The sequence below is a fragment of the Streptomyces sp. WAC 04229 genome (assembly GCF_003947455.1).
Lineage (GTDB): Bacteria > Actinomycetota > Actinomycetes > Streptomycetales > Streptomycetaceae > Streptomyces.
This window is the reverse complement of the sequence record NZ_QHJH01000095.1, coordinates 1-24,621: the sequence shown is the minus strand read 5'-3', so window position 1 is coordinate 24,621 and position 24,621 is coordinate 1. Positions and strand designations below refer to the sequence as shown.

General features: G+C 72.1%; 24 protein-coding genes and 1 pseudogene. 13 read left to right on the top strand and 12 right to left on the bottom strand.

Going from position 1 to position 24,621, the window contains the following annotated elements:
• Window positions 1-506: bifunctional DNA primase/polymerase (locus DMH12_RS23395; RefSeq protein ID WP_148107540.1), on the bottom strand; the 506-nt coding region annotated here is incomplete at its 3' end.
• 312 nt (window positions 507-818) lie between these two features.
• Here DMH12_RS23395 and DMH12_RS23390 point away from each other — a divergent pair.
• Together DMH12_RS23390 and DMH12_RS23385 are read left to right on the top strand one after the other, a co-directional pair.
• Complete coding sequence (locus tag DMH12_RS23390; protein ID WP_125493442.1) at window positions 819-2,204, top strand: transcriptional regulator; 1,386 nt, start codon at window positions 819-821, stop codon at window positions 2,202-2,204.
• A 200-nt stretch (window positions 2,205-2,404) separates the two neighbouring features.
• Window positions 2,405-4,135 (top strand): hypothetical protein, encoded by a 1,731-nt coding sequence (locus DMH12_RS23385; protein WP_260474319.1) that lies wholly within the window; start codon window positions 2,405-2,407, stop codon window positions 4,133-4,135.
• A gap of 29 nt (window positions 4,136-4,164) precedes the next feature.
• Here the strand turns inward: DMH12_RS23385 and DMH12_RS23380 are convergent, their stop codons facing one another.
• The gene (locus DMH12_RS23380) at window positions 4,165-5,481 is read right to left on the bottom strand and encodes an ABC transporter substrate-binding protein (protein ID WP_125493441.1); all 1,317 of its coding nucleotides are present in this window, start codon (window positions 5,479-5,481) and stop codon (window positions 4,165-4,167) included.
• A gap of 118 nt (window positions 5,482-5,599) precedes the next feature.
• Here DMH12_RS23380 and DMH12_RS23375 point away from each other — a divergent pair, with 118 nt between their 5' ends.
• A complete protein-coding gene (locus DMH12_RS23375; protein ID WP_125493440.1) occupies window positions 5,600-6,100 on the top strand; it encodes an SCO4402 family protein in 501 nt (166 codons plus the stop codon).
• An 83-nt stretch (window positions 6,101-6,183) separates the two neighbouring features.
• Window positions 6,184-7,077 carry a formyltetrahydrofolate deformylase gene (purU, locus tag DMH12_RS23370; RefSeq protein WP_125493439.1) on the top strand — a complete coding sequence of 298 codons (894 nt, stop codon included), beginning with the start codon at window positions 6,184-6,186 and terminating at the stop codon, window positions 7,075-7,077.
• A gap of 167 nt (window positions 7,078-7,244) precedes the next feature.
• Here the strand turns inward: purU and DMH12_RS23365 are convergent, their stop codons facing one another.
• The gene (locus DMH12_RS23365; RefSeq protein ID WP_260474318.1) at window positions 7,245-8,579 is read right to left on the bottom strand and encodes a maleylpyruvate isomerase N-terminal domain-containing protein; all 1,335 of its coding nucleotides are present in this window, start codon (window positions 8,577-8,579) and stop codon (window positions 7,245-7,247) included.
• On the bottom strand, window positions 8,576-9,169 hold the full coding sequence (locus DMH12_RS23360; protein ID WP_122619773.1) for a sigma-70 family RNA polymerase sigma factor: 594 nt from the start codon (window positions 9,167-9,169) through the stop codon (window positions 8,576-8,578). The genes DMH12_RS23365 and DMH12_RS23360 overlap by 4 nt, the downstream gene beginning before the upstream one ends.
• A gap of 343 nt (window positions 9,170-9,512) precedes the next feature.
• Here DMH12_RS23360 and DMH12_RS23355 point away from each other — a divergent pair, with 343 nt between their 5' ends.
• From DMH12_RS23355 to DMH12_RS23340, 3 genes are all read left to right on the top strand, one after another.
• Window positions 9,513-9,893, top strand: coding sequence for an STAS domain-containing protein (locus DMH12_RS23355; protein ID WP_122619774.1), 381 nt, complete (start codon window positions 9,513-9,515; stop codon window positions 9,891-9,893).
• 140 nt (window positions 9,894-10,033) lie between these two features.
• Window positions 10,034-10,546 carry an EF-hand domain-containing protein gene (locus DMH12_RS23350; protein WP_125493438.1) on the top strand — a complete coding sequence of 171 codons (513 nt, stop codon included), beginning with the start codon at window positions 10,034-10,036 and terminating at the stop codon, window positions 10,544-10,546.
• Between the two features lie 498 nt (window positions 10,547-11,044).
• Entirely contained in the window at window positions 11,045-11,557 is a 513-nt protein-coding gene (locus tag DMH12_RS23340; RefSeq protein WP_185832489.1) for an ATP-binding protein, read from the top strand.
• Between the two features lie 327 nt (window positions 11,558-11,884).
• On the opposite strand, the gene DMH12_RS23335 is transcribed toward DMH12_RS23340, so the two are convergent.
• Window positions 11,885-12,892 carry a GlxA family transcriptional regulator gene (locus DMH12_RS23335; protein ID WP_125493435.1) on the bottom strand — a complete coding sequence of 336 codons (1,008 nt, stop codon included), beginning with the start codon at window positions 12,890-12,892 and terminating at the stop codon, window positions 11,885-11,887.
• 71 nt (window positions 12,893-12,963) lie between these two features.
• Here DMH12_RS23335 and DMH12_RS23330 point away from each other — a divergent pair.
• Window positions 12,964-13,155, top strand: a pseudogene (locus tag DMH12_RS23330) (MFS transporter); the annotation flags it as partial.
• Window positions 13,156-13,273: 118 nt separating this feature from the next.
• Here DMH12_RS23330 and DMH12_RS23325 read toward each other — a convergent pair.
• Window positions 13,274-14,047, bottom strand: a complete 774-nt coding sequence (locus DMH12_RS23325) for a DNA-binding transcriptional regulator (protein WP_125493434.1) — start codon at window positions 14,045-14,047, stop codon at window positions 13,274-13,276.
• Window positions 14,048-14,495: 448 nt separating this feature from the next.
• Here DMH12_RS23325 and DMH12_RS23320 point away from each other — a divergent pair, with 448 nt between their 5' ends.
• Entirely contained in the window at window positions 14,496-14,855 is a 360-nt protein-coding gene (locus tag DMH12_RS23320; RefSeq protein WP_125493433.1) for a helix-turn-helix domain-containing protein, read from the top strand.
• Window positions 14,856-15,267: 412 nt separating this feature from the next.
• On the opposite strand, the gene DMH12_RS23315 is transcribed toward DMH12_RS23320, so the two are convergent.
• Together DMH12_RS23315 and DMH12_RS23310 are read right to left on the bottom strand one after the other, a co-directional pair.
• Window positions 15,268-15,657, bottom strand: coding sequence for a hypothetical protein (locus DMH12_RS23315; RefSeq protein ID WP_125493432.1), 390 nt, complete (start codon window positions 15,655-15,657; stop codon window positions 15,268-15,270).
• A 57-nt stretch (window positions 15,658-15,714) separates the two neighbouring features.
• Complete coding sequence (locus DMH12_RS23310; protein WP_260474317.1) at window positions 15,715-17,136, bottom strand: recombinase family protein; 1,422 nt, start codon at window positions 17,134-17,136, stop codon at window positions 15,715-15,717.
• Between the two features lie 19 nt (window positions 17,137-17,155).
• Between DMH12_RS23310 and DMH12_RS23305 the strand changes: the two genes are divergently transcribed.
• On the top strand, window positions 17,156-18,331 hold the full coding sequence (locus DMH12_RS23305; protein WP_260474316.1) for an MFS transporter: 1,176 nt from the start codon (window positions 17,156-17,158) through the stop codon (window positions 18,329-18,331).
• Window positions 18,332-18,412: 81 nt separating this feature from the next.
• Here the strand turns inward: DMH12_RS23305 and DMH12_RS23300 are convergent, their stop codons facing one another.
• Window positions 18,413-19,612 carry an NAD(P)/FAD-dependent oxidoreductase gene (locus tag DMH12_RS23300; protein WP_125493430.1) on the bottom strand — a complete coding sequence of 400 codons (1,200 nt, stop codon included), beginning with the start codon at window positions 19,610-19,612 and terminating at the stop codon, window positions 18,413-18,415.
• Window positions 19,613-19,711: 99 nt separating this feature from the next.
• On the opposite strand from DMH12_RS23300, the gene DMH12_RS23295 reads away from it, so the two are divergent.
• Entirely contained in the window at window positions 19,712-20,323 is a 612-nt protein-coding gene (locus DMH12_RS23295; protein WP_125493429.1) for a GNAT family N-acetyltransferase, read from the top strand.
• Between the two features lie 190 nt (window positions 20,324-20,513).
• On the opposite strand, the gene DMH12_RS23290 is transcribed toward DMH12_RS23295, so the two are convergent.
• From DMH12_RS23290 to DMH12_RS23280, 3 genes are all read right to left on the bottom strand, one after another.
• Window positions 20,514-21,182 (bottom strand): pyridoxal 5'-phosphate synthase, encoded by a 669-nt coding sequence (locus DMH12_RS23290; protein WP_125493428.1) that lies wholly within the window; start codon window positions 21,180-21,182, stop codon window positions 20,514-20,516.
• Window positions 21,179-21,604, bottom strand: a complete 426-nt coding sequence (locus tag DMH12_RS23285) for a pyridoxamine 5'-phosphate oxidase family protein (protein ID WP_125493427.1) — start codon at window positions 21,602-21,604, stop codon at window positions 21,179-21,181. The genes DMH12_RS23290 and DMH12_RS23285 overlap by 4 nt, the downstream gene beginning before the upstream one ends.
• A 303-nt stretch (window positions 21,605-21,907) precedes the next feature.
• Window positions 21,908-22,543, bottom strand: a complete 636-nt coding sequence (locus tag DMH12_RS23280) for a TetR family transcriptional regulator (protein WP_125493443.1) — start codon at window positions 22,541-22,543, stop codon at window positions 21,908-21,910.
• Window positions 22,544-22,694: 151 nt separating this feature from the next.
• Between DMH12_RS23280 and DMH12_RS23275 the strand changes: the two genes are divergently transcribed.
• On the top strand, window positions 22,695-23,441 hold the full coding sequence (locus tag DMH12_RS23275) for a VOC family protein (protein ID WP_125493426.1): 747 nt from the start codon (window positions 22,695-22,697) through the stop codon (window positions 23,439-23,441).
• A gap of 193 nt (window positions 23,442-23,634) precedes the next feature.
• On the top strand, window positions 23,635-24,621 hold a 987-nt coding region (locus DMH12_RS23270), incomplete at its 3' end, for a serine/threonine-protein kinase (RefSeq protein WP_148107539.1).

The following is a 24,621-nucleotide window of genomic DNA, read 5'->3' as shown; positions in this document are numbered from 1 at the left end:
TCCCCCCGCACCCCCAGATCAAGGGCCCGGGGCGCCCACCCCAGCCGCCGCACGAGGTCCGGCACCTTCACCCCCGCACCCGGAAGGACGAAGAACCGCATCCGCCGGTCCGGCGTCAGCGTCACCGGCCCCAGCGTCAGCTCCATCCGCTCCATCCGGGCCAGCGCCAGGAACCCCGCGGTCTCGGGCACGTCGACCGCGTCGAACGTGCGCCCCGTGGGCAGCAGGATCGACGCCATCGGCTGCTTCTGCCACATCCGGCGGGCCACGGTCGCGCTGCCCGTCGCCTGTGCCGCCCAGTCCTCGCGCGCCGGGTGCGCGCCCGGGGCGGCGCACGCCGGGTCCCCGCAGGAGCAGCGCTGCACCCCGTCGGCGGCTACCAGCCAGGTACCGGGAAACACGTCCCAGTGGCGCTCCTCGGCGTAGCGAACGGCGGTCTCCAGCAGCGATGTGCCGCGCTGCTGCGGGATCTGGACGGCTTCGGCGGCCTGGATGGTCTCTTCCACGTGGAACACAACTCCCGTGCCCACCCCGGGTTACGGGGATCGAGTGCGCGGGGGAGGGGCATCGATCCCGCATCCGGGGCGCACGGGCGCATACGTGGGGGCGCGCAGGAGGATTCGCCGCGGGAGCTGGGTAGCCACGTCTGGGGCCGGCACCGTCCGTTACCCCGGCAATCCTCGTAAGCATTGCAAGCTTCGCAAGTCTCGCATTGTCGGCACATCGACTGGGCATTGATCTTCACGGCCGGATCCGCTTCGTCCCACGATCCGCCGGGACGGCATCGACACCGCAAGAGACCGCATGGGGGTTACGCCATGGCCGCAAGGCCTCTCGTCGCGCGGCAGCCGAACGAACGACTGCAGGCGCTCATTCAGGAAGCGGGCTGCTCGAACGCGGGCCTCGCCCGCCGGGTCAACGTGTGCGGGGTCGAGCACGGTCTCGACCTGCGGTACGACAAGACCTCGGTGGCCCGCTGGCTGCGCGGACAGCAACCGCGGGGCCGGGCACCGGCGATCATCGCCGAGGCGCTGGGCCGCAAGCTCGGCCGCACGGTCACGATCGACGAGATCGGCATGGCCAACGGCAAGAACCTCGCGTCCGGCGTCGGCCTCCAGTTCTCGCCGACGGTACTGGGAGCCATCGAGCAGGTCTGCGAGCTGTGGCGCAGCGACGTGGGGCGCCGGGACTTCCTGTCCGGTTCCTCCGTCGCCGCCTCCGCGCTCGTCGAACCCAGCCGGGACTGGCTGATTTCCGCCCCCGACTCGCAGGTGTCGCGCTCGGCCGGGCCGCGGGTGGGGCCGTCCGACGTGGCGGCCGTGCGGGCGATGACGCAGGCGCTGACGGACCTGGACCACCAGTACGGCAGCGGACACGTCCGGCCGGTGCTCGTGCACTACCTGAACAGCGTGGTCTCGGGGCTGCTGGCGGGCTCCTACCGGGAGGCGGTCGGGCGCGAACTGTTCGCCACGGTCGCCCGGTTGACCGAGCTGGCCGGATACATGGCCGTCGACACCGGCCAACCGGGCCTCGCCCAGCGGTACTACATCCAGTCGCTGCGGCTCGCGCAGGCGGCCGGCGACCGCGGCTACGGCGGCTATGTGCTGGCCGCGTCCATGAGCCACCTGGCCGCGCAGCTCGGAAACCCGCGCGAGATCGCGCAGTTGGCCCGGGCGGCGCAGGAGGGCGCGCGAGGCCGGGTGACGCCCCGCGCGGAGTCGATGTTCCACGCCGCCGAGGCCCGCGGGCACGCGCTCCTGGGCGACGTACGGTCGGCCCACGAGGCGGCCGGGCGGGCGGTCGGCGCGATGGAGGCGGCGGATCCGGCCTCCGGCGACGACCCGGTGTGGATCAGGCACTTCGACGAGGCGTACCTCGCCGACGAGTTGGCGCACTGTCACCGGGACCTCGGCCAGGCGGACGCGGCGGCGCGGTACGCGCGGCAGTCCCTGGACGGCCACCCCGAGTCGCGGGCGCGCAGGCGGGCCATCGGACATGTGCTCTTGGCCACGGCGCAGGTGCAGCAGAGGGAGGTCGAACAGGCCTGCAACACCGCGACGAAGGCCGTGGAGATCCTGGGGACCCTGCGCTCCAACCGGGGCGCCGAGTACCTGGAGGACTTCCAGGCCCGGTTGGAGCCCTACCGGGAGGAAGCCGTGGTCAGGGAGTTCGGGGCGCGGCTGGATCTGCAGGCCGCCGCGTGAACGGACGGGCCGCGGACGCGTGAACACGCGTGAAACCACGGCGTGGTGATCGCGAAGAACATGAACAGCGTGCCGCGGCCCGGTTTTGTTACTGCCGTCACAGGGAAAGAGTGGACGCCCCATGCGGCGTGGCAGTGGGCTCGGGGGACCCGGTAGCGTGAGCCGACGATTCCGAAGGTCCCCCATTCGTAGGAGTCCCGGTGACGCAGAGTGGACAGGGCGAGGAGCCCTCGGCGCGGCAAGCGCACGAAGGCATCGTGCTGCCCTCGGACGGTGGCGAGCCCTTGCTGCCCGGCATGACCGGCGGCTCCGTCGGCCCGTCGGCCGGCGGCCCCGTGCCGGCCTCGGCGCCACCCGGCGGCCAGGCGTGGGACCGGCCCTGGGGCCCCGAGCAGCAGAGCCCGCACTCCGGCCAGGGCTGGTCCACCCCGGCCGACGCCCAGCCCTGGGGGGCCCCGGAGCAGCAGGCCCCCCAGCCGCCCGCGCAGCCCTCCGAGCCGCACACCTGGCCGCCCGCGCAGCCCGGACCGGCGCAGCAGCAGACGCACGGAGCCCTGCCGCCCCCGACCGGAGCGGGACCCGGCCCGCTCCCCCCGGAGGGCGCGCAGCCCCCGGCGTACGGCACCCCGGCCGCCGGCGGGGCCTACGGCGACCAGGCCTATGGGAACCAGTCCTACGGCGGCCAGTCCTACGGCGCGCAGCCGCCGTACGCGCAGCCGCAGCCCCACCAGCAGCCCGAACCGCAGCCGCAGCCCCACCAGGGCCAGCCGTTCCCGCCGCTGCCGCCCGCCGACGAGGGCGCGACCCAGTTCATACCGCCGGTCGCCGCGTCCGCCGACGAGGGCGCCACGCAGTACATACCGCACATACCGCCCGCGGGTCCGGGGGCGCTGCCGCCGGAGAGACCCACGCAGGCGCACGCCGAGTCGACGCAGTTCCTCGGCCGCGCACCGCAGTACCCCGAGCAGCCCTCGGCCGGACACCAGCCCGCTCCCGCCGCCCACCCCGACGCCCAGGCCACGCAGTACATCGCGCCCGTGCCCGGCGGCCCCGCCGGTGCCCCCTATGGCGCCGCGCCCGGCGGTGACGAGGGCCGGCAGCCGCCCGCCGAGTTCGACAACCTCTTCCGCAGCGCCCCCGGCGCCGACGGCCCGGCCTCCGCCACGCAGCAGATGCCCCGCTTCGACGAGGCGCAGCCGCACCACGCGGCCGGCCAGCCGATGTACGCCCCCCAGGGACCGGGCGGCGGCGGTGGCAGGCGGCGCGGGAACGACGACGGCGGCCGGGGCGGCGCCGGCCGCTCACGGCTGCCGCTCATCGCGGCCGTCGGCGTGGCCATCGCCGTAGTCGGGGTCGGCGCCGGAGCGATGATGGCCGGCGGGGGAGGCGACGACGAGAAGAGCGAGAACCAGCCGGTCTCCGCCACGGCCCCGGCCTCCGAGTCCGCGTCGGCCTCCGCCCCGGCGTCCGCCGACCCGGTCCGGCAGCAGGCCGTGGAGCTGGACAAGCTGCTCGCCGAGAGCGGCACCGGCCGGACCACCGTGATCAACGCCGTCGGCGACGTGAAGTCCTGCGACAACCTGCCCCAGGCGGCCAAGGACCTGCGCGAGGCCGCCAAGCAGCGCACCGGACTGGTCGAGAGCCTCGCCAAGCTGTCCGTGGACAAGCTGCCCCAGCACGCCGAGCTGACCACCGCCCTCAACAAGGCGTGGCAGGCCTCGGCGTCGGCCGACAACCACTACGCGGCCTGGGCCGACCAGGCGGCCGGCAAGAAGGGCTGCAAGAAGGGCGTGGCCCGCACCACCAGCCACACGCAGGCCGGAAACCGGGAGAGCGGCACGGCGAGCAAGGAGAAGGCCACGGCCGCGGGGCTGTGGAACAAGATCGCGAAGCAGTACGGCCTGACGGAGCGCGGGCCCACCCAGCTGTGACCCGGCGGGCGGACCGGCCCCCGGTCCGCTCAGGTCACGTCGGCGTTCTGCAGGACGCGGGTGGTGTCCACGGCGCCCTGGCGGGCCGAGACCAGGCGGCCCTCCCGCACCACCTGGAGGGTGACCTCGGCGTTGACCAGGCGCGGGAAGCCGACGGAGGCCAGTTTGTCGGCGAAGGTCCACTGGAGGGGCGGCGTGAGCCCGCCCGTGCCGACCTTCAGCCCGCCGTCGAGGGCGCGCCGGACGGAGCCGGCGCTCACTTCGCCGTCGCCGAGCGAGGCGACGATCTCGCTGAGCACGGTGTACGCGATCCAGGTGGTCTGCACTCCGGCGTCCGCGGCGTCGACGTCGTTGTCGCCGAACGCCTCCTCCTTGATCACCTTCTTCATCCCGCTCCAGGCGGGGTCGCTCACCGACGGGTACCAGCCGGTGACGTACGCCCCCTCGTAGGGCCCGGACGGCCCGCCGCTCGCGTTGATCGTGCTCTGGTCGACGCTGCCGAGCACGGTCGCGGTGCGTACCCCGGGGTGGTCCTCGCGGGCCCGGCGGAAGGAGTCCATGAAGGTGCCGGTGCGGTCCCCGAGGACGGGCACCACGCATCCCGGGTCCGCGGAGCCGGTGGCCGTCCGCTCCAGCGCCTGCTGGGACTGGCCGTCGTACTCCGTGGCGTCCTCCGCCGCCCGCTGGTCCTGGGCCCGCTCGTGTCCGCCCGACGTCAGGCCCGAGTCGAGCAGCGCCGGCAGCTGGTCGCCGGCGATCGTGTCGGGGCGTACCAGCGTGACCGGTCCGCAGGGGCCGGCCAGTGCGCTGCCGAGGCCGGCCAGCAGCGCGGGCTGTCCTCCGTTGACCGGGTACGACAGCGGACTGGTGAACTCCGCGTTCGTGATGCCGTAGCCGCCGATGTACGGGATGCCGGCGCCCTCGAGGACGGGGAAGAACGAGTCGGCGTGCTGGCTGTAGGAGCCGACGACGGCGACCGCGTTCTCCTTGACGGCGCGGCGCGCGCACTTCGCGGCGGTCACGCCGTCGTTGTGGTCGTTGCAGGTGAGCACGTTGAGCTCGCGGCCGTCGAGGCCGCCGCGGTCGTTGATCCAGCGGGCGTAGGCCTGGGCGAGGGCGGGCATGCCGGGTTTGTTGGTCGCGCCGGTGTCCTGCGGCGCCCAGGTCATCACGGTGATCGGGTCGTGCCCGGCGCCCCCCGTGGTGCCGGGGACGACCCCGCAGCCGGCGGCGAGCGACACGCACGCCACCAGGGCGCCCGCGGACAGGACGCCGGGGCGGGTGGCCCGGAAGCGGCGGCGGAGGCCGCCGGGGTGTGCGCTGCGGTTGGGTCGCCTGCCGGTCATGTACCCGCACGATTCCCTCACGCGGCCAACCCGGGAGTGACCTGGGGTCAACGCGTGGTGACGCGGAGGTGAAATTGCGGGGGCCGGTGGGGCGCCCGTGAAGAGGAACGTACGATCGATGACCGTGCAAGGTTCGGAGAAGTCTTCCCGTCGCGGCCGTCGCTCCTCCACCATGGGCGGCATGCCACTCAACGACATGCCGTGGTGGCGCTGGCGCAGTCAGGTGCGCTCCGCGCTGCACATGCTCTCCGCGCCCGCCTTCCAGCGTGACGTCTGGCTGGCCGGGGTCGACGGCTACGGCGACGTCACGGACGCGGTGTACCGGCTGGTGGAGGACACCTGGCTGGACCACTGGTCCGCCGAGAAGTACGTCGGCACGGTCTTCCGCGACTCGCAGGAGGCGGCGCTCGTGGACACCGCCGTGCTGCGGGTCCTGCGGATCATGCACCAGGTGGGACCGGACGCGGCGGTGAACGCCTACCTCGACCACCCGGACTGGCCGGAGGCCGTACGGGCCGCTCGCGACGCGCACGTGCGGCTGGCCGCCAGCGACGGCGAGGACCCGGAGACCGAGCCGCGCTCGCTGGAGCTGCTGCAGATCATGACGCGGGCGGTCTGAGGCGGGTCCGGGGCGGGTCCGGGGCGGTCCGCCTGGCGGGACGGCGCTCGGGCCGGTGGGCCGGATATGGGACCCTGTCCTGCATGAACGAGCAGTCCTCCGCCGCCGTGCCCTCGGCCTCCGTACCGGCCGACCAGTACGTCCTCACCCTGTCCTGCCCCGACAAGCAGGGCATCGTGCACGCCGTGTCGAGCTACCTGTTCATGACCGGCTGCAACATCGAGGACAGCCAGCAGTTCGGCGACCACGACACGGGTCTGTTCTTCATGCGGGTCCACTTCTCGGCCGACGCCCCGGTGACCGTGGACAAGCTGCGCGCCAGCTTCACGGCGATCGGCGACGCCTTCCACATGGACTGGCAGATCAACCGGGCCGACGAGAAGATGCGCATCGTGCTCATGGTCAGCAGGTTCGGGCACTGCCTGAACGACCTGCTGTTCCGGGCCCGGATCGGGGCGCTGCCGGTGGAGATCGCGGCGGTGGTGTCCAATCACACCGATTTCGCGGAGCTGGTGGGGTCCTATGACATCCCCTTCCACCACATTCCCGTGACGAAGGACACCAAGGCGGAGGCCGAGGCCCGGGTTCTGGAGATCGTGCGCGAGGAGAACGTCGAACTCGTCGTGCTGGCCCGCTACATGCAGGTCCTCTCCGACGACCTGTGCAAGCAGCTCAGCGGCCGGATCATCAACATCCACCACTCCTTCCTGCCGAGCTTCAAGGGCGCGAAGCCGTACCACCAGGCGCACGCGCGGGGCGTGAAGCTGATCGGCGCGACCGCCCACTATGTGACGGCCGACCTCGACGAGGGTCCGATCATCGAGCAGGAGGTCGAGCGGGTCGGCCACGACGTCACGCCGGACCAGCTGGTCGCGGTGGGCCGGGACGTGGAGTGCCAGGCGCTGGCGCGGGCCGTGAAGTGGCACGCGGAGCGGAGGATTCTGCTGAACGGGCGCCGGACGGTCGTTTTCGCCTAGCGGGGGCGGGGGTTCCCTCTCGCGGGCGGCTGCGGCCCGGTGGGGGCTGGTCGCGCAGTTCCCCGCGCCCCTGAAGGGGCGCACACCGCACGTACCTCAAGGGGCGCCGGGAACTGCGCGAGCAACCACCCACCACCCGCACCCGCCGACGAATTCGCGACCCACCCCTACATCCTGCTCAGGCTCGCCGCGGCGAACAGCACGTCCCTGATCGCCTCCCGATCCCCCAACTGCCCGGCCGCCGCATCCGCCGGAGGCACGTGGCCCGCCGCCAGCCGGCAGAACTCCACACCGTCCAGGGCGACATGAGCCACCTCGTGGTCGGCGGAGCCCACCGCGCCGGGGGAGTCGAGCGGGATGAGCCACTCACCGCCGCCCGAACCCTCGATCTCCAGCCGCAGGCTCCGCCCGGGCTCCCCCGCGGGGACCAGGTGCGGGCGGACGCCGGGCGTGGCCAGACCGGCCCGGCGCCGGGCGGCCAGCGCACCCGGAAGCATCCGGGCCGCGAGGTCGATCATGCGGTTGAGATGGCGCGCGGCGGGCGGCTCGTACGGATAGTCCACCGCCTCGGCGATGTCCTCCGCGTGGACCCAGCACTCGAAGGCCCGGTCCAGCATCGCGTCCCGCAGCGGCAGCTCGAAGTCGCCGTACGAGACCGGCATTCCGCCCGCGTCCCCGGTGAACGACGCGGTCCGCACGATGCCGTGGCTCTGCTCCCGCCAGGGCGCCCGAACCAGGCGGGTGGGCGGGTAGTGCGAGGCCCGCCAGTACGCCTCGGTGCGGGCTGCCGGCACGCGGCTGGGCGCGGTGACGTCGCCCATCGGGTCGGCGAGGCCCAGGGCGACGGCGACCGTGCCGTCCACCGTCAGCAGGTGGGCGAGGACCCCGGCGACCGTGGTGCGGCGGCTCGCGGGGCCGTCGTCCTCGAACCAGCGCAGCCGGACCGGCGTGTGCCAGTCGGCGTCCCCGATGTCCTGGAGCAGCGCGTCCAGCCGTGCGGTCTCGGCGTCGTACGGGGTGGCCCACTCGGGCACCGGGATGCGCGGCGGGCGCCGCTCCAGGCAGCCGTCCAGGACGCGGGTGCGCAGGGCGGGGTCCAGGTCGAGGCTCTCGGGGCGCTGGAGCAGCGTGACGGCCTCGCGCAGTCGCAGGGCCTCGTCGGCGCAGGCGGGGCAGTCCCCGATGTGCTCCTCGACGGCCGCCGCCTCCTCGGCGGAGCAGGCGGCCAGGGCCCACGCCCCGAGCAGTGACGTCAGCACGTGATGCTCCAGCACGGCCGGCACCACGTCGGGCAGCGCCCGGCCACCGTCCTCGACGGAAACCCGGGGCAACGGTATCCGCGGCCCACCGCCGTCCCCCTCACCGGAGCCACCGGAGCCACCGGGCACCCCGGTCCCGCCGATTCCGGCAGCACCACCGGGGACGGCGGGGCCGCCGAGGCCGCCGAGGCCGCCGGGCATGCCCGCGGTGGTCTCCTCGTCGTTCTCGTCGTGGGCCGTCATGCCGCACCCCCGTATCCCGGCGGAGCCCCGGGCGGCTGTGGGGCGGTGGCCGCGTCGCGGGCGGTGGACAGGAGCTGGAGGCCCAGGCGCAGGCGGCGGCGGGCCTCGTCCTCCGTGACGCCGAGGTCGGCGGCGGTCTGGCGGTAGTCGCGGCGCTGGAAGTACGCCAGCTCCAGGGCGGCGCGCAGCGGGGCCGGCATGGACTGGACGATGTAGTCGGCGCGGGCGGCGACCGAGGCGTGGCGCACCTTGAGCTCCAGCTCCTCGGCGGTGCCCGGGCCTCCGCGGGCGAGGGCGGCCGTCTCGGTGGCCCGCAGCCGCTGGACGGCGAACCGGTGGGTCAGCGTGGCGACCCAGGTGCGCAGCGGACCCTGGCGGGGGTCGTAGGCGTCGGGGTGCTCCCAGACGTGGGCGAAGACGTCGCGTGTGATGCGGTCGGCGGCCCGCTCGTCGTCGAGCACGCGGTGGGCCAGGCCGTGCACGAGCGAGGCGAACCGGTCGTACAGCTCGCCCAGGGCGGCGGCCTCGCCGCGGGCGAGTCGCTGCTGCATCTTGCGGTCCCAGCGCATCGGCACGTCCCTCTTCGCCATGCGGCCGTCCACCCCCTGTTCCCTCCGCCGTCCAGCCTGCGGCCGTTCTCTTCACGAATGTAGTCGGCACGTCCGACAGCGCACGCCCCTTTGTGGCAATGTGCGCCCCCGGCCCGCCACGGGTGATAAAGGGTTCTACTACCCTCGACAGTGCGACCAGGTTCGATCGAGAAAGACCGGATGAGATCGAACAGGATCGAAACAGGCGGAAACAAGCCTCTTCTGATCGGGCGCCGTTTCCGGGCAGGTGTTTGCGGGAACGGCCGCTGGGCAGGCGCGCGGCCAAGAAGCGAAGGCATGGCTTCCGTTTCGGGTGAAACAGACGATCCGACGGATGAAGGGCATGGTGGTGACGTTCAATGTGACCGGCGGCGAGCAGGGTCAGTGGGCCGTGCTCCAGGTGTCGGGCGAACTGGACCTGGTGACGTCACCGGTGCTGCGGCAGCGCGTGCACGACGAGGTCGCCGAGGGGCGGCACAGCCTTGTCCTGGACCTTTCCGAGGTCCTGTTCTGCGACTCCAGCGGCGTCGGGGTGCTCATCGCCTCCCGGCGGCTCATCCGCTCCTGCCAGGGCCGGCTGCGCCTGATACTGCCGGCCCAAGGCGCCGCCGACGGCTCCCACGTCAACCGCGTCCTCGGCGCGCTGGGAGTGCGCCGGCTCTTCGACTGCCACCCCGACCTCGCCTCGGCGACCGGGGACGAGCCGCGGCCCCTGTCCGCGTAGCCGGCCCCCTGTCCCCCCTGTCTGAGTAGCCCCTGTTCGCGCACCCCCCTGTCCGCGCAAGTCGTGCCCGCGGCGGCGCCCGGCGACGTACGCTCCCGGCGAGACGCACCCGACACCGACGTGAGGCGGCCCGAAGAACCATGGTCAACAGCGAGTACGAACGCAGGATCGCCGCGCGGTTCAGCATCTTCGACCAGGACGGCAACGGCTACATCGACCGTTCCGACTTCAGCGGCGCGGCCAAGGCGCTGCTCGCCGAGTTCGGCGTCGCGGCCCGGTCCGACAAGGGCCAGGCCCTCTACGGCGGCGCGGAGGCCCTCTGGCAGGGGCTCGCGGGCATCGCCGACCGGGACGGCGACCAGCGCATCACCCGTGAGGAATTCGTCACCGGGGCGGTCAAGCGCCTGCGGGACAAGCCGGAGCGGTTCGCGGAGATCGCCCGCCCCTTCCTGCACGCCGCGCTGTACGTCGCCGACACGGACGGCGACGGATCCGCCACCGTCGCGGAGACCGCGCGCCTGCTCACCGCGCTGGGCGTGCCCGAGGACACCGCGCGTGAGGTCGCCGGCGGTCTCGACGCGGACGGCGACGACAAGGTGGGCGAGGCGGAGATCGTCCCGGCCTTCGCGCAGTACTTCACCGTGCCCGAGTAGGCACCCGGGCAAGTACCCGGCAAGCGGCGGATGCCGCGGATCGTGGCAGAGCGGTGTCACTGAGCGTTGATACCGGGTTGTGTCCACCGTGTCACCCGTCACGGACCGGAGTCGGTGCCACGCTCCGGTACCTTGTGTGGGATGCGAGTGGTCGTGAGCGCCAGCCGTGCCGGAGCAGCCCCAGGGGCGGCTCCGGAACCGGCGGTGCGCGCCTTGCCCCGCAGGGCGGAGAGGCGGTCGGCCGCCGCCTGTTCGACTCCCCGGAATGCGCGTCGCACAGTATGCCGCACGGGTACTCCTTCGCGCTGGAATATGCCCGAAGCGCTTGTTGGGGTGACTGTACGTCAACCATGCTGTCCCACAACGGAATCACGGTCCGTGATCCCGTCCCCGGCCGTTGATCTGGCCATGCTGAGAATGGCTACGATCGTGGCCCACGTGAGGCGCGAGCCTTTGTGTCCGCCGGTTCGGATGGTGTGAGCGGTGCAGATGCTTCAAGTGCAGCTGGAGGTCCGGCCCGACCCCTCGGAAGTGGGACGTGCCCGGCGGTGGGCGCGCTCACGGCTCGCCGGGTCGGCGATACGGGCCGACGAGTCACTCGCCGAGACGCTGGTCCTGCTCGTCTCCGAGCTGGTCACCAACGCCGTGGTGCACACGGGCCGTTCGGCCGTGCTGCGGCTGGTGCTGCCGGAGGCCGCGCCCGGGGAACCGGGGGAGCCGGGGGAGCCGGGGGAGCCGGGCAAGCCCGGGGAGACCACCGTCCGTCTCGAGGTGGATGACGCCAGCGACCTTGCCCCGGTGCCCCGTTGCGTGGACGACGAGGCGACGGGCGGCCGGGGCCTCGCCCTCGTCGACGGGCTCGCCGACCGCTGGGGCTGGAGCCGGGAGGGAACCGGCAAGCGCATCTGGTGCGAACTGGACCGCTGCGCCGAACGCGAGGAGGCCGCCCCGGTGTGCGGGAGCGGCGGGGGCGCGGTGGCGTACGAGGGGTACGCGTACGAGGTCGTCTGAGGGCCGGCGGTGACGCGGCAGTGCGCCGGGCGTGCTTCCGTGCGCGTCCCCGACGAACATGGATGCAAGGGATGAAACAGACCAGGCTGGTTGACGGATCGTGACCGCTTCCTCACGCTTGTGGACAACGATTCGCCGCGAGGGGACGACGAGGGCCCGGTGAGGGGCCCTCGACGAGTGTGGGTCGTGATTCGGCGGCGGTTCCCCCGGGGGTGACGGGAGCCGGGCGGGAGCGCCGGAGTCGGGTGGTGGCGCGCGATGCCGCGCTCGGGGCGGCAGCGCCGCGCCGCCGGCCGGCACATCTCCGTACGCCCGCCACCCGGGCACTCATTCTCCACAGGCTGTGGACAACTCCGCCCGGAAGGTCCTCCGGTATGCGGTCGGCGTGACCCCCAGTGCCGCCTGGAGGTGCTGCCGCATCGACTGGGCCGTGCCGAACCCCGAGTCCCGGGCCACCTGGTCGACGGAGAGGGCGGTGGACTCCAGCAGGTGCCGGGCCCGTTCCACCCGCTGCCGGGTGAGCCACTGGCCCGGACTGACGCCGACCTCCTCGCGGAACCGGCGGGTGAAGGTGCGTACCGACATCGACTCCTGGGCGGCCATGTCCCGCAACTGGATCGGCTCGCCCAGGCGGCCGAGCGCCCAGGCGCGCGCACCGGTCGTGGAGGACTGCTGCGGATCGGGCACCGGCCGGTCGATGTACTGCGCCTGCCCGCCGTCCCGGTGCGGGGGCACGACGGTGCGGCGGGCCACATCGTTGGCGACCGCCGTGCCGTGGTCCCGGCGCACGATGTGCACGCACAGGTCGATGCCGGCCGCGACTCCGGCCGAGGTCAGCACGTCGCCGTCGTCGACGAACAGCACGTCGGCGTCCACGTCGATCTGCGGGAACAGTCGCTGGAAGTGCTCGGCGGAGGACCAGTGCGTGGTCGCGGGACGGCCGTCCAGGTACCCGGCGGCGGCCAGCACGAACCCGCCCGTGCAGATCGCCACGAGCCGGGTGCCGGGCCGGATCAGCGCCAGCGCGGAGGCCAGCTCCCCGGTCAGCACCCCGTCTTCGTAGACCGGGCCCAGTTCGTAGGAGGCGGGGACGACGACGGTGTCCGCGGTGGCCAGCGCCTCGGGGCCGTTCTCGACCAGGATCGCGAAGTCGGCGTCCGTCTCGACCGGGCCCGGCGGGCGGACCGAGCAGGTCACCACCTCGTACAGCGGGCGCTTCCGCTCGTCGCGGGCGAGGCCGAAGATGCGCTGCGCGATGCCCAGCTCGAAGGGGAGCAGGCCGTCCAGGGCCAGGACGACGACACGGTGCGGGCGGGGCGGGCTGTCGGGCGTCATGGCCCGATCCTAGCGAACGCTGACCTTCGGGCCACTCGTTCGGACGGTTCCGGTGCCCGAAGCTCAATGACGTGACCCAGACAACCGACGCCGCCGCAGCAGCACCCGTACACCGGCCGAAGCCCGCCGGGCCGCGCCGCCGCCCGCGCATCCACCGTGCCTGGTGGGTCGCCGCGGTCACGTTCGTGACGATCATCGGTGCCGCCGCCTTCCGTTCCCTCCCCGGCATCCTCATCGACCCGCTGCACGAGGACTTTGCGTGGTGATGCTTTGGGGAACTTGAGGCGGGTCTTGCGCTTTCTGTCAGTTTCCAACCGGCCGGGGCGGATTGGGCGGCAAGGCACCCGTACGGGGCGGTCCACAGGGGAGAGCCCCGATCCCTCACTCCGGTGTGGTCGAGTACCGCTCGATGCTCGCGCGGCCTGCCGATCGGTCGAGCAGGCGCAGCTCCCACGGGCCCGTGTTCACGTCGAAGTCCTTGCCGAACCCGACCCACTTGCCCGCCATGCGTCGGCCTGTCGGCTCGATGAGCAGCTGAATCGCACCGTGGTAGCGGGCGCCCTGGTAGTACCCGTCGGCTGCCGTCTGCTCGGTCCACGTACCGGTGACGACGTTCCGGTCCACGGTGAGGTCCAGGGACAACGGGCTGTCCGGGTTGGTCGACGCTCCGGGCAGGCTCTGGGCTGTCAGCCGGTTGCCGTGCTGGACGATCACGACGTGGTGCTTGCAGTCGAACGTCTCGTCACGGCTGGACGAGTAGAACTCGTACCGGGACAGCCAGATGCCCGCGTACTCGCTCTGCGGCTCCGGCTCCGGGCTTGTGGCAGCGTCGGCGGTGCCGACTTTCCCAGCCTCCATGTCGTGGCCTCCTGCCCCGTCCGAGTGGACGCGTGTCATCGGGATCGCGAACCCCAGTGACTCGGGGGTGCGGCCGGTGAGCTGCTTCAGTGCCCGCGCGTACAGCGGGCGGCATGTCCTGGTCTCCCCGGACTCCCAGCGTTGCACGAGTCGCTTGGAGGCGTCGTTCGGCTCCCCCAACTCCTCGCCTGCGTCACGTAAGCCCCGGGCGAACTCGTCTTGGCTGAGGTTCATCGACTTGCGTACGGAGGTCAGTACGTCGTTGGGGATTCGCCCACGCTCTGCCGTAGTCGTCATGATCCGAAAGTAGCCACGCCACACCTTCAATGACACCGGTTTGACGCCTTCGGGGTGGCGCCGACATGACGCCCGAGGGACGCCTTGAACGTCGCCGCAATGGTCATGGCCTGTCCGGAACATGGACGTCATGTCCATCCGTGGAAAAACTGACAGTGCAGGTCAGGGGACTGCACCGTTGATCGCATGTTCATGGTGGGTGGCGGCTCGCACGGCCGGGCGTGCAGGGCGAGGGCGAAGGGGTGGGGCATGACCCCCTGAAGGGCTTTGCTCGACCGCCGTGTCTTGGCGGCTCAAATCCTGCCACGGTTCTGGGGTCCGTCTGGGAGGCGCCTCACACGCGATGACCTGCGCTTTCGTCTCTGGAGACCTATAGAGTTTGAGGTCCTTGTGAGTCTTCGGAGAAGGGAAGCCCGCGATACAGGAACACGTATGGCGTCGTGCGCTGGTGCGCTCGAACTTGAAGCCCGCAGAGAAGTTGGTCGGCGTCGCCATGGCGCTGTACGCGGACTACGAGACGGGCGGGAACGTGTGCCCGTCGAACGGCACGATCGCCAGGGAACTCGGCTACGGCGGGAAGGCTCCAGAGCAGACGGTCAACAAGATCGTAGGCAGGCTCCGTAAGGCTGGCTGGCTCACGAAGACCGGCAAGGTGCCGGATGGTCCGGTGATCTACCGACTCACTTTGCCGAAGCAGGCGGGTATGGCTGTGAAGCCATACAACCTACATACCTTCAAGAACGACGGCGGTAAGAGCGAGGAGCCAGCGGCGAAGAGCAAGCCGGAAGGCGAAGAGCGGCCCCCGTAGGGGGCCGACAGGGCGAAGACGAAGAGCGCAAGCAGCCGACGAAGGTGGGCCGCGTGAGCGGCCCTCAGCAGGAAGACGAAGGGGCTGGGTCTCTTGGGGGGCCTCCGGCCCCCACCTTGTCCTTTGTCGATCTTGGCAGGGTCAAGCAAGAGGACCAGCGTCGACGCTGGTTCGGCGACGCGTACGCAGCTCCCTTGCCGGTGGACTTCGACTACGACCGCTTGACCGACCGGCTCCAAGAAGCGGGGCAAGAGCCGCCCCCTTTCTGATCCGGCATGACGAAGCCACGGCCTCTGGATGATCAATTCCAAGGGATGCCTGCGGAGGGTTTGAAGTGGGCGTCGGTCGAAGCCGCCGCGAGACGGTCGGGCGGCGGGCTGCCGGCCCTGGTTGTCGAGGTGGCAGCGGGCGGTCAGGCGTCAGGTTCGACTTCGGGGTGCGTGAACCGCAGGGGCTTGCCCAGCGACCGGGCGTAGGCGATTTCGGCTCGGGTGCTGTCTCCGATGTGGTCGCCGACTACGAGTACCTCGTCGGCGAGCCGGATCTTCGCCCGGTGCAGCTCGCCGAGCCGGACCTTCAGCGCCTCGGCCTCGGCGGGATCGGACCAAAGCCCGTGCGGCGCCTTCATGTCGAAGCCCGGTTTGACGACGATCTTTCCGGCTTTGGTCTCCCGCAGATCGGCCTCGGTCATCTCGGTCCTGAAGCGGGTGGAGCCGCAGATCACGACGATACGCGGGAGGCTCAACAGCTTCTTCGCGTCGGCGAGTTTCCCCTCGGGGGTCAGCAGTTGCGGGTATGACACTGGTTCCTCCTGGTGGTGTGGTCCAAGGGGGGCCTGCGGAGACGAGAGTGAGGCAGGCTACGCGTCTTGTTCGTCGTCGGCGGTGTGGTTCCACTCCACGGTCATGTAGTCGTCCACGGTCATCTTCGCCGCCTTCTTGAAGCCGTTCGGGTGCATCGTGATCGTGGTGACGAATTTGACCCACGCTCGACGGACGGGGAGTGGGGTGTTCGGCCAGTCCTGAATCAGGCCAGCGATGCCCGACACGGGGTCGATCGGGGGCAGGCCAGTGATACCGGACAGCCTCTCGTCGATCTCGTCGAGCCTGGACCGGATCGCCTCGGTACCGGCCGTCATCTGGGACAGGGTGATGGACCCGGAGGCGTAGGACACAGCCAACCCGTCGAGCCGTTCCCGCAGGGTCTGCGCTTCCTGATGAAGGTGGGCTGAGTCGTCTCCCTGCTCCTGCCGAGAAGCGAGGACCCAGGGAAGGAAGTCGGGGAAGACGATCCGCGCCAGGACGGCGTTACCCGCTCGCTTGTCGGCCAGTTCCCGGGGCACGCGTACGTGCTTTTGTCCGCAGCGGTAGACCGGGGTCCCTCGGTACATGCCGCCTCGCACGGTATCCCCGCAACGCTCACACGTGGCCAGTCCGGCAAGCAGGGTCTGAGGGGCCGAGCCCGTACGCGCACCGCCCGTGAAGCGCTTGGGGTTCGTCAGTGCCGACACGAGGGCGTAGTGCGTCGCATCATCAAGAATCGCGGGCCACTTGCCCGCGCCCATCACCTCGCCCCGGTAGGTGACCTGAGCGATGTACCGAGGGGAGATGAGCACCTTCTTCACACCGCCCACGCCCCACCCCTTCGCCTCGCCATCTGCCTCACCCTTCGCCTTGCCGGACGACGAGCGGGGAGCGAGCAGACCGAGGCCGGTCCAGAAGCGAGCGACAGCCGCCAGGGTCTCGCCTTGGAGAACCATCTCGGCACCCTTGCGGATCGCCTCCGCCTCGGCATCGACCACGGTCACGTAGTCGTCTTCGTATCCGAACGTTCGCAAGCCCGCCTTGTGTGGCTTGCCGTTCTTCGCCGCCTGGAGGTTCGACGCCTTCTGCCGTAGCGCCTTCTGCTCACCCTCGTACTCCGCCCAAGCCGTGACCGTCTTGGCCGTGGCCCTACCGGCCGGAGTCGACAGGTCGAGGTGTCCGGCGTGGATGGCGTGGACGTTGACCCCGAGTGCGATCACTCGCAGCAGGTCTTCCGTCCTGCGCACGAGCCGGTCAGTGTGCCAACAGAGAATCGCGTCCGGCTTGGACGCCAACAGCCGTTCGAACCCTGGCCGCACCTTGCCCGAGGTGGCGCTGATGTCGTTGTCCGAGATCACCTCTCGTACGGTCCAGCCACGGGCTGCGGCGAACGCCCGGCACTCGTCCTCCTGGCGCTGAACGCCCAACTCGTCGCCATGCTGATCGAGGCTCAGTCGTACGTAGATGGTGACGTCCATCTGTCTGCCCCCCTTGTTCATGCACGCGGACTCAAGTGCCCCAAAGATTTACCACAAGTGCGGCTGGTCGCGCGGGACGATCGGCGCCGCCGTCTCCGTCAACCTCGCGCTCTACGGGCTGACCGCGCCGTTCGCCGCCGCGCTCATGGACCGCTTCGGCATCCGGCGGGTGGTCGCCGTGGCCCTCGCCGTGATCGCGCTCGGCTCCGGACTGACGGTGTGGATGGACTCCGCCTGGCAGCTCGTCCTCTGCTGGGGCCTGCTGGTCGGTCTCGGCTCCGGCTCGATGGCCCTGGCCTTCGCCGCCACCGTCACCAACCGCTGGTTCACCGAGCGGCGCGGGCTGGTCACCGGCGTCCTCACCGCCGCCTCCGCCTCCGGGCAGCTGATCTTCCTGCCGCTGCTGTCCTGGATCGTCGAGACGTACGACTGGCGTCCGGCGGCCGTCACCGTCGCCCTCGCCGCGCTCGCGGTCATCCCCTTCGTCTGGCTCCTCCTGCACGACCATCCGGCCGACGTCGGCCAGAAGCCGTACGGAGCCGAGCAGTTCGTCGAGAAGCCCGCGCCCGTGCCCGGCGCCGCCCGCCGTGCCCTCACGGTGCTCTTCTCCGCCGTCCGCACCGGCCCCTTCTGGCTCCTCGCCGGGACCTTCGCGATCTGCGGCGCCTCCACCAACGGCCTGATCCAGACCCACTTCGTGCCCGCCTCGCACGACCACGGCATGCCGCTGACGGCCGCCGCCTCGCTGCTCGCGGTCATCGGGGTGTTCGACGTGGTCGGCACGATCGCCTCCGGCTGGTTCACCGACCGCTTCGAGCCGCGCCGTCTGCTCGCCGTGTACTACGCCCTGCGCGGCGTCTCCCTCCTCTTCCTCCCGATCCTGCTGGCGCCGACCGTGCACCCCCCGATGATCTTCTTCATCGTCTTCTACGGCCTCGACTGGGTCGCCACCGTCCCGCCCACCCTCGCCCTGTGCCGCGAGCACTACGGCGAGGACAGCGCGATCGTCTTCGGCTGGGTGCTCGCCTCCCACCAGGTGGGCGCCGCCCTCGTCGCCTTCCTCGGCGGCGTGGCCCGCGACACCTTCGGCTCCTACGACGTGGTCTGGTACGCCTCGGGCGCGCTGTGCGCGGCGGCGGCCCTGATGGCCCTGGTGATCCGCCGCCGGCCGACTGCGGTGGCCGCGGGGGTCTGAGCGGGTCGTCGGGTGCGGTCATGGGGCGGGGGAGAACGGGGGAGGCCGGCGAACGCCGGCCGTCCGCGCGGCCCTCACTCCTCAGCCGGGCAGCCGGGACACCCGGCCCGCCTCGCGCTTTGACACCGCCTTGGCGATCCGTTCCGCGTCGATCGCCAGTTCGCGGAGCATGCCGCTGATGGGGTTGGTGAAGCCGGTGAAGTAGAGGCCGGGGGCGTCGGACGGGGTGGCGGCGCCGCGTGTGCGCGGTCTGCCGCGGTCGTCGAGGACGTCGAGGTGGCCGACCAGGCCCTCCAGGCCCCGCCGGTACCCCGTGGCGGCGATCACCGCGTCCGGGGCGAGGCGGGTGCCGTCGGCCAGGAGGATCTTGCCGTCCTCGAAGCCGTCCACCGCGGCGACGACCTCCACCCGGCCGCTCCGCACCGCGTCGATCAGGCCCACGTCCTGCACCGGGATGGCACCCTCGGCCACCCGGCTGTAGAGCCCGGTGCCGGGTCTCGGCAGCCCCTGCGCCGAGAGGTCGGGCACGCTGATCCGGGCCAGCGGGCGGGCCAGCCGGTCCACCAGCGCGACCGGCAGCCGCCGGCACAGGACGCCGGTGTACTGCGCCGCCCACCCGGCGGTCGAGCGGCGGACGATGTGCGGCGCCGTGCGCACGGCGAGCCGGACCCGGGAGGCGCCGCCCTCCACCAGGTCCACGGCGATCTCGGCACCGGTGTTGCCGACCCCGACGACCAGGACGTCCCGGCCCGCGTACGGGGCCGCGTCGCGGTACTCGGCGGCGTGCCGGAGCTCGCCGGTGTACGTGTCCCGGCCGGGCCAGTCCGGCACGCGCGGGGTGTGGTTGAACCCGGTGGCGACCACGACCGCGGCCCCGGTCAGCTCGCGGCCGCCGGAGGCGTGCAGCAGCCAGCCGCCGCCGGACGCCCGCTCGACGCGGAAGACCTCGACGCCGGTGACGATCTCCAGCTGGTGGTACTCGACGTACTTCTCCAGGTAGCGCACCACGTCGTCGCGGGACACCCACCGCCCGAACCGGCGCGGCATCGCGAGGCCGGGCAGCGCGGACAGCCGGCGGGTGGTGTGCAGCCGCAGCCGGTCGTAGTGGCGCCGCCACGAGTCGCCGACGTGCTCGGCACGCTCCAGGACCACCGCCCGCAGGCCGCGGGCGCGCAGCGCCTGGGCGACGGCGAGGCCGCCGGGGCCCGCGCCTATGACGTACACGGGGCGGTCCGCGGGGTGTGCGGGCTGTGGTTCAGCGGACGCTGTGGAGTCGGCCATGCGGCGAGCGTAATCGCGCTCCGGGTTGATGGGTCTCGGTCAAGACCGGAATCGGTTGCGGATCGGTCACGACCGGCGCGGGTCCGCTTCAATGGCCGGATGGCCCACACACGTACGAACGCCCTCGACCCCTCCCCGACCGAACCCCGTGGACACGGTCTGCGCCTGCGCTCCTGGGACCCGGACTCCGACGCCGACGCGGAGGCGTGGCTCCGCGGCTTCCTGGACCCCGAGTTCCAGCGCTGGAACACCCCGCTCAAATTGTGGACCGACCTCGCGGGGGCCCGCGAGTCGCTGCGCGCCCGGGCCCGGGACGAGGCCGACGGCAGATCCGTGTCCTTCCGCGTCACGGACGCGGAGAGCGGGACGACGCTGGGGCACATGGGCGTCAACGAGATCAGCCGCCCGATGAAGGTGGCCCGGGTCGGCTACTGGGTGCTCCCCGAGGCCCGCGGCCGGGGCGTCGCAGGCCGCGCCCTGCTGCTCGCCTCGCGCTGGGCCTTCGCCGAACTCGGCCTGCACCGCCTGGAACTGGGCCACGCGGTGGGCCACGACGCCTCCTGCCGCGTCGCGGAGAAGTGCGGCTACCCGGGCGAGGGCACGCTGCGCGAGGCCATGTTCCAGACCGGCCGCCACGACCGCTTCCGCGACGTACACCTCCACGCCCGCCTCGCCACGGACGCGGAACCGCCGGCACCGGCGGCACGCTGACGGACGCCGGACGCGCCGACCCGCGCGCCGCCGCCCCCCGTGGGGCCGGTGCCCGGCGCGTCTCGTGCCCGGGGCCGCTCGGGTGTTCCCCGCCCGCAGCCGCCGGGGCGTCATGCGCCCGTGGCGGCCCGGCGTCCCGTGTCCACGGCCTACCGGATCCCCGCCGCTCACGGCGGGCCAGGCCACCCGCTCACGGCCACAGCAGCCGCTGATCCCAGCCGGCCTCGTTCTCCGTCCGCCGGTAGGCGAGGCGTACGTGGCGTCTGTGGGGCTCCCCCTGGAAGAACTCCACCTCGTGCGGGCGAAGGCGGTACAGGGTCCAGGTCGGGGCGGGTGCCGTCGGTTCGCGGGCGGCGCGCTGCCAGGCCGCCTCCGAGGCGCGGGTCAGTTCGTCCGGCGATTCCAGCTCCGCGCTCTGCCTGCCGGTGAGGGCCGCGGCCAGCGCGCCCGTCGACCGCGCGTGCAGGTCGGCCATCGCCTCCTCGGCCGGAGCCGCGGCGACCGGGCCGCGCACCCGCACCTGGCGGCCCAGCACCGGCCAGTAGAAGGCGAGCGCGGCGTACGGGCGCGCGGCCAGCTGGCGGCCCTTGCGGCTGTCGGCGTGCGTGGCGAAGGACCAGCCGGCCGCGTCCGCGCCGTGCAGCATCACGATGCGTACGTCGGGCAGCCCGTCGGCGTCGGACGTCGCCAGTGACACCGTGTGCGGCTCGGTCTGGCCGGCGGCCACCGCCTCCGCGAACCAGCGCGTGAACAGGTCCACCGGGTCGCCGGGGGCGCCGGACGGGTCGAAGGGCGGCAGCTCGGTGACCGCGGGGTCCCAGACCCGCAGCGACCGCAGCAGCTCGTGGACGCTCTTCACACCGAGCCGAGGTCGGAGGAGACCCAGCGCTCGGGCCGCATCCGCACGATGACCTGCTCGCCGTGGTTCGCCGTGGCGAAGGCGACGTACCCGTCGACCTTCTCGGCGGGGAGGTAGCGGGCGGAGATCTCCCGCAGGTTCTCCTCGGTGGCGGGGACCGTGTCCACCACCGGTCCCTCCACGGACACGTACCGGATGGTGGGCTCCAGCCGGTCGACCATCAGCGAGAAGCGGCCCGCGGCGCGGATCCGCTGGTTCTTGCGGCTGTCGAGGCCGGTCATGATCCACACGTCGCCGCCGGGTTCGTACTGGTACCAGATCGGCACGGTCAGTGGAGCGCGGCCGGCTTCCGCGTCGACCGCGAGCGCGGCGATGTGCGGTTCGGCCAGGAACTTCTCACGCTCTTCGCGGGTCAGGGCCATCCTGGTCTCCTCCAGCGGTCACGGGCGTCGGTGTTGAGCACAACACCGGCCGGGTGCGGGGCTGTTCCCCGATCCTGGCCGTCGCGGGGCCGAACTTCGAGGCGTCGTTCGTCGTGTCGGTGCGGCCGGGGGCGGAGGGTGCCTGGCGCGGGACACGGTCGCCGAGTTCGGGCGTGCGGGCCGTCGGCGGGCGGGGCTGTGAGGGGGTGCCGGAGGCGCGGCGAAGGGGTGGAGCGGCGAAACGGTGGAGCGGTGGAGCTGACGGGATTGGTGCCGGCGTACTGTCCGGAGTACTGCTTCGTCTTACTTCGTGGGCTTCTTGCCGGTGACGCCCAGGTACATCAACAGGGCCAGATTCGGCTTGAGTTCGGTCTGCTTGACGCCCCAGGAGGAGAAACCCTTCTGGTGGGAGGCGACGGCCGCGAGCATCACGACCAGGGAACCCGCGATCGCGGCCGGGTTCACGTCCTTGTCGACCTTGCCCTTGGCCTGGAGGTCGGCGACGGATTCCGCGAGGGAGGAGTTCACCGAGTTGAGGATCTTCATACGGATCTTGGAGAAACGTTTATCCCCTTCGGCCGCACCGAGATCGATCACGCGGAGAATCGCGTCGTTCTTCCGCCAGAACTCCATGAATCCGTCGACGAGTTCCTGTGCCGTGTGCCAGCCGGCCTTGCCGACCCACGAACGGCCCGCCGTAAGGCCGGCCAGCGACGCGCTCTCGGCGGCCACGGTGTCGGCGATCTCCAGTACGGCGCCCTCGACGTCCGGGAAGTACTGGTAGAAGGTCGCGGGCGAGGTGCCGGCCTTGCGGGCGACATCGATGACTTTGACATCGCGATAGGGGGAGGAGCTGAGCATTTCGCTGAGGCAGTCGAGCAGTTTCTGCCGGGTCGCCTGCCCACGTCGACCGGCCACGCGGCCGTCGACGGTACGCACTTGTCCTGTCATGCCGTCAGCTTACCGACGGGCGTTCCGAGCGCGATTCGGCCGACTGCAAATGGGGTGCGAGGGCCCGAGAGGCCCTTTGAGCCGAGAGTTGCTGGTGCGCCGGTCTGCGCGGCGCGGGCGACGCGGCTACGTTGACGGCATGGCTGAAAACGGGGCATCCGAGAAGAGGGCGACAGCCCGTCCGTCCGACCGCCCGGAGGGCACCCCCTGCTGGGTGGAGGCCCAGCTCTCCGACGTCGAGGCGGGCAGACGCTTCTACGGCGAGCTGTTCGGCTGGACCTTCGAGGAGACGACGGAGTCGCTGCGGGCGTCCCTGGACGGTGAGCCGGTCGCCGGTCTGGTCCGCAAGACGGACGGCCGGATGCCCACCGTGTGGACCGTGTACTTCCACACCCCGGACGCCCGCGCGCTCGCCGGGCGGATCCGGGAGGCCGGCGGCCAGGTCGTCACCCCGCCCCACGAGGTCGGCGACCTGGGCACCAGCGCCCTCGCCGCCGATCCCGAGGGCGCCGTATTCGCGCTCTGGGAGCCGGACGGCCACCCCGGCTTCGGGCGCCGGCACGAGCCCGGCACCTTCGCCTGGGCCGAGCTGTACGCCCGCGACACCGACGCCGCGAACGCCTTCTACGGCGACCTGTTCCGCGACGCCCTCTTCGGCCCGGACGCCGACCCCGACTTCGGCCGCGCCCCGGTCTCCGGCGTCTTCCCCGCCGAGATGCCGCCGCACTTCCTCGTCCACTTCCTGGTCCGGGACGTCGAGGCCGCCCTCGGGACGGTGGCCCGGCTCGGCGGCCGGGTGCGGGTCCCGCCCTTCGAGACGTCGTACGGGAGGGCGGCGGTGGTCTCGGACGGCCAGGGAGCGTCGTTCGCGCTGCTCCAGCGCTGAACCGGGGCCGGGCAGCGGAGCCCCGGCGCCCGGGATGTGGTGAGACACCCCGATTGTCCCCAGGTTCGCCACCAGCGCCTCGGACAGGAAGAATCAGGGTGCGTGGCGCCACGCGGGTGCGGTGGTGAGACGCTGCACTTCGGTCGCGTACATAAGTGGGTGGCGCGGCCCGTACGGGGAGGTGGGCAGGCAAGTGGTGGATCAGCTGATGCAGCACGATCCGCGGCGGATCGGGCCGTTCGAGGTGCTGGGCCGGCTCGGGGCCGGCGGCATGGGGCTGGTCTTCCTCGCGCGCTCGGCGTCCGGGCGGCGCGTGGCGATCAAGACGGTGCGCACGGAACTGGCGGAGGACCAGCTCTTCCGCGTCCGCTTCACGCGCGAGGTGGAGGCGGCCCGCGCGGTCTCCGGTTTCTACACGGCGGCCGTGGTCGACGCCGACCCGCGCGCCGCGGTGCCGTGGCTGGCCACCGCCTACGTCCCCGCGCCCTCCCTCGAGGAGATAGTGAACGAGTGCGGGCCGCTCCCGGCCCAGGCGGTGCGCTGGCTGGCGGCGGGCGTCGCGGAGGCGCTCCAGTCCATCCACGGCGCGGGCCTGGTCCACCGCGACCTGAAGCCCTCCAACGTCCTCGTCGTCGAGGACGGCCCCCGCGTGATCGACTTCGGCATCGCGTCCGGCGTTTCGAACACCCGTCTGACCATGACGAACGTCGCCGTCGGCACCCCCGCCTACATGTCCCCGGAGCAGGCGAAGGACTCCCGCAGCGTCACCGGCGCCAGCGACGTGTTCTCGCTCGGCTCGATGCTGGTCTTCGCCGCCACCGGGCACCCGCCCTTCCACGGGGCCAACCCGGTCGAGACCGTCTTCATGCTGCTGCGCGAGGGACCCGACCTCGAAGGACTCCCGGACGAGCTGCGTCCGCTCATCGAGTCCTGTATGCAGATGGAGGCCGGCGGCCGCCCCAACCCCGCCGACCTCCAGGCCCAGCTCGCACCGCACCTCTTCGGCTCGGGCTCCGACGACAGCGGTACGGCGTCGGCGTGGCTGCCCGAGCGTGCCGTCGGCCTCATCGAGAGCCGCCGGGGTGGCCGCCCCGCCGCCCGGCCCGCCCCCTCCGGCGGACGCGGCCCGGGCCCGTCCGGCGGAGCTGTCTCCTATACACCTCCTAAGCTCCCGACGACC

What these genes read in the sequence shown, in the direction of transcription:
- DMH12_RS23390 (WP_125493442.1), top strand. Translation starts at nt 819, where the DNA reads ATGGCCGCAAGGCCTCTCGTCGCGCGGCAGCCGAACGAACGACTGCAG.
- DMH12_RS23380 (WP_125493441.1), bottom strand. Translation starts at nt 5,481, where the DNA reads ATGACCGGCAGGCGACCCAACCGCAGCGCACACCCCGGCGGCCTCCGC.
- DMH12_RS23375 (WP_125493440.1), top strand. Translation starts at nt 5,600, where the DNA reads ATGACCGTGCAAGGTTCGGAGAAGTCTTCCCGTCGCGGCCGTCGCTCC.
- purU (WP_125493439.1), top strand. Translation starts at nt 6,184, where the DNA reads ATGAACGAGCAGTCCTCCGCCGCCGTGCCCTCGGCCTCCGTACCGGCC.
- DMH12_RS23365 (WP_260474318.1), bottom strand. Translation starts at nt 8,579, where the DNA reads ATGACGGCCCACGACGAGAACGACGAGGAGACCACCGCGGGCATGCCC.
- DMH12_RS23360 (WP_122619773.1), bottom strand. Translation starts at nt 9,169, where the DNA reads ATGGCGAAGAGGGACGTGCCGATGCGCTGGGACCGCAAGATGCAGCAG.
- DMH12_RS23355 (WP_122619774.1), top strand. Translation starts at nt 9,513, where the DNA reads ATGGTGGTGACGTTCAATGTGACCGGCGGCGAGCAGGGTCAGTGGGCC.
- DMH12_RS23350 (WP_125493438.1), top strand. Translation starts at nt 10,034, where the DNA reads ATGGTCAACAGCGAGTACGAACGCAGGATCGCCGCGCGGTTCAGCATC.
- DMH12_RS23335 (WP_125493435.1), bottom strand. Translation starts at nt 12,892, where the DNA reads ATGACGCCCGACAGCCCGCCCCGCCCGCACCGTGTCGTCGTCCTGGCC.
- DMH12_RS23325 (WP_125493434.1), bottom strand. Translation starts at nt 14,047, where the DNA reads ATGACGACTACGGCAGAGCGTGGGCGAATCCCCAACGACGTACTGACC.
- DMH12_RS23310 (WP_260474317.1), bottom strand. Translation starts at nt 17,136, where the DNA reads ATGGACGTCACCATCTACGTACGACTGAGCCTCGATCAGCATGGCGAC.
- DMH12_RS23305 (WP_260474316.1), top strand. Translation starts at nt 17,156, where the DNA reads ATGCACGCGGACTCAAGTGCCCCAAAGATTTACCACAAGTGCGGCTGG.
- DMH12_RS23300 (WP_125493430.1), bottom strand. Translation starts at nt 19,612, where the DNA reads ATGGCCGACTCCACAGCGTCCGCTGAACCACAGCCCGCACACCCCGCG.
- DMH12_RS23295 (WP_125493429.1), top strand. Translation starts at nt 19,712, where the DNA reads ATGGCCCACACACGTACGAACGCCCTCGACCCCTCCCCGACCGAACCC.
- DMH12_RS23285 (WP_125493427.1), bottom strand. Translation starts at nt 21,604, where the DNA reads ATGGCCCTGACCCGCGAAGAGCGTGAGAAGTTCCTGGCCGAACCGCAC.
- DMH12_RS23275 (WP_125493426.1), top strand. Translation starts at nt 22,695, where the DNA reads ATGGCTGAAAACGGGGCATCCGAGAAGAGGGCGACAGCCCGTCCGTCC.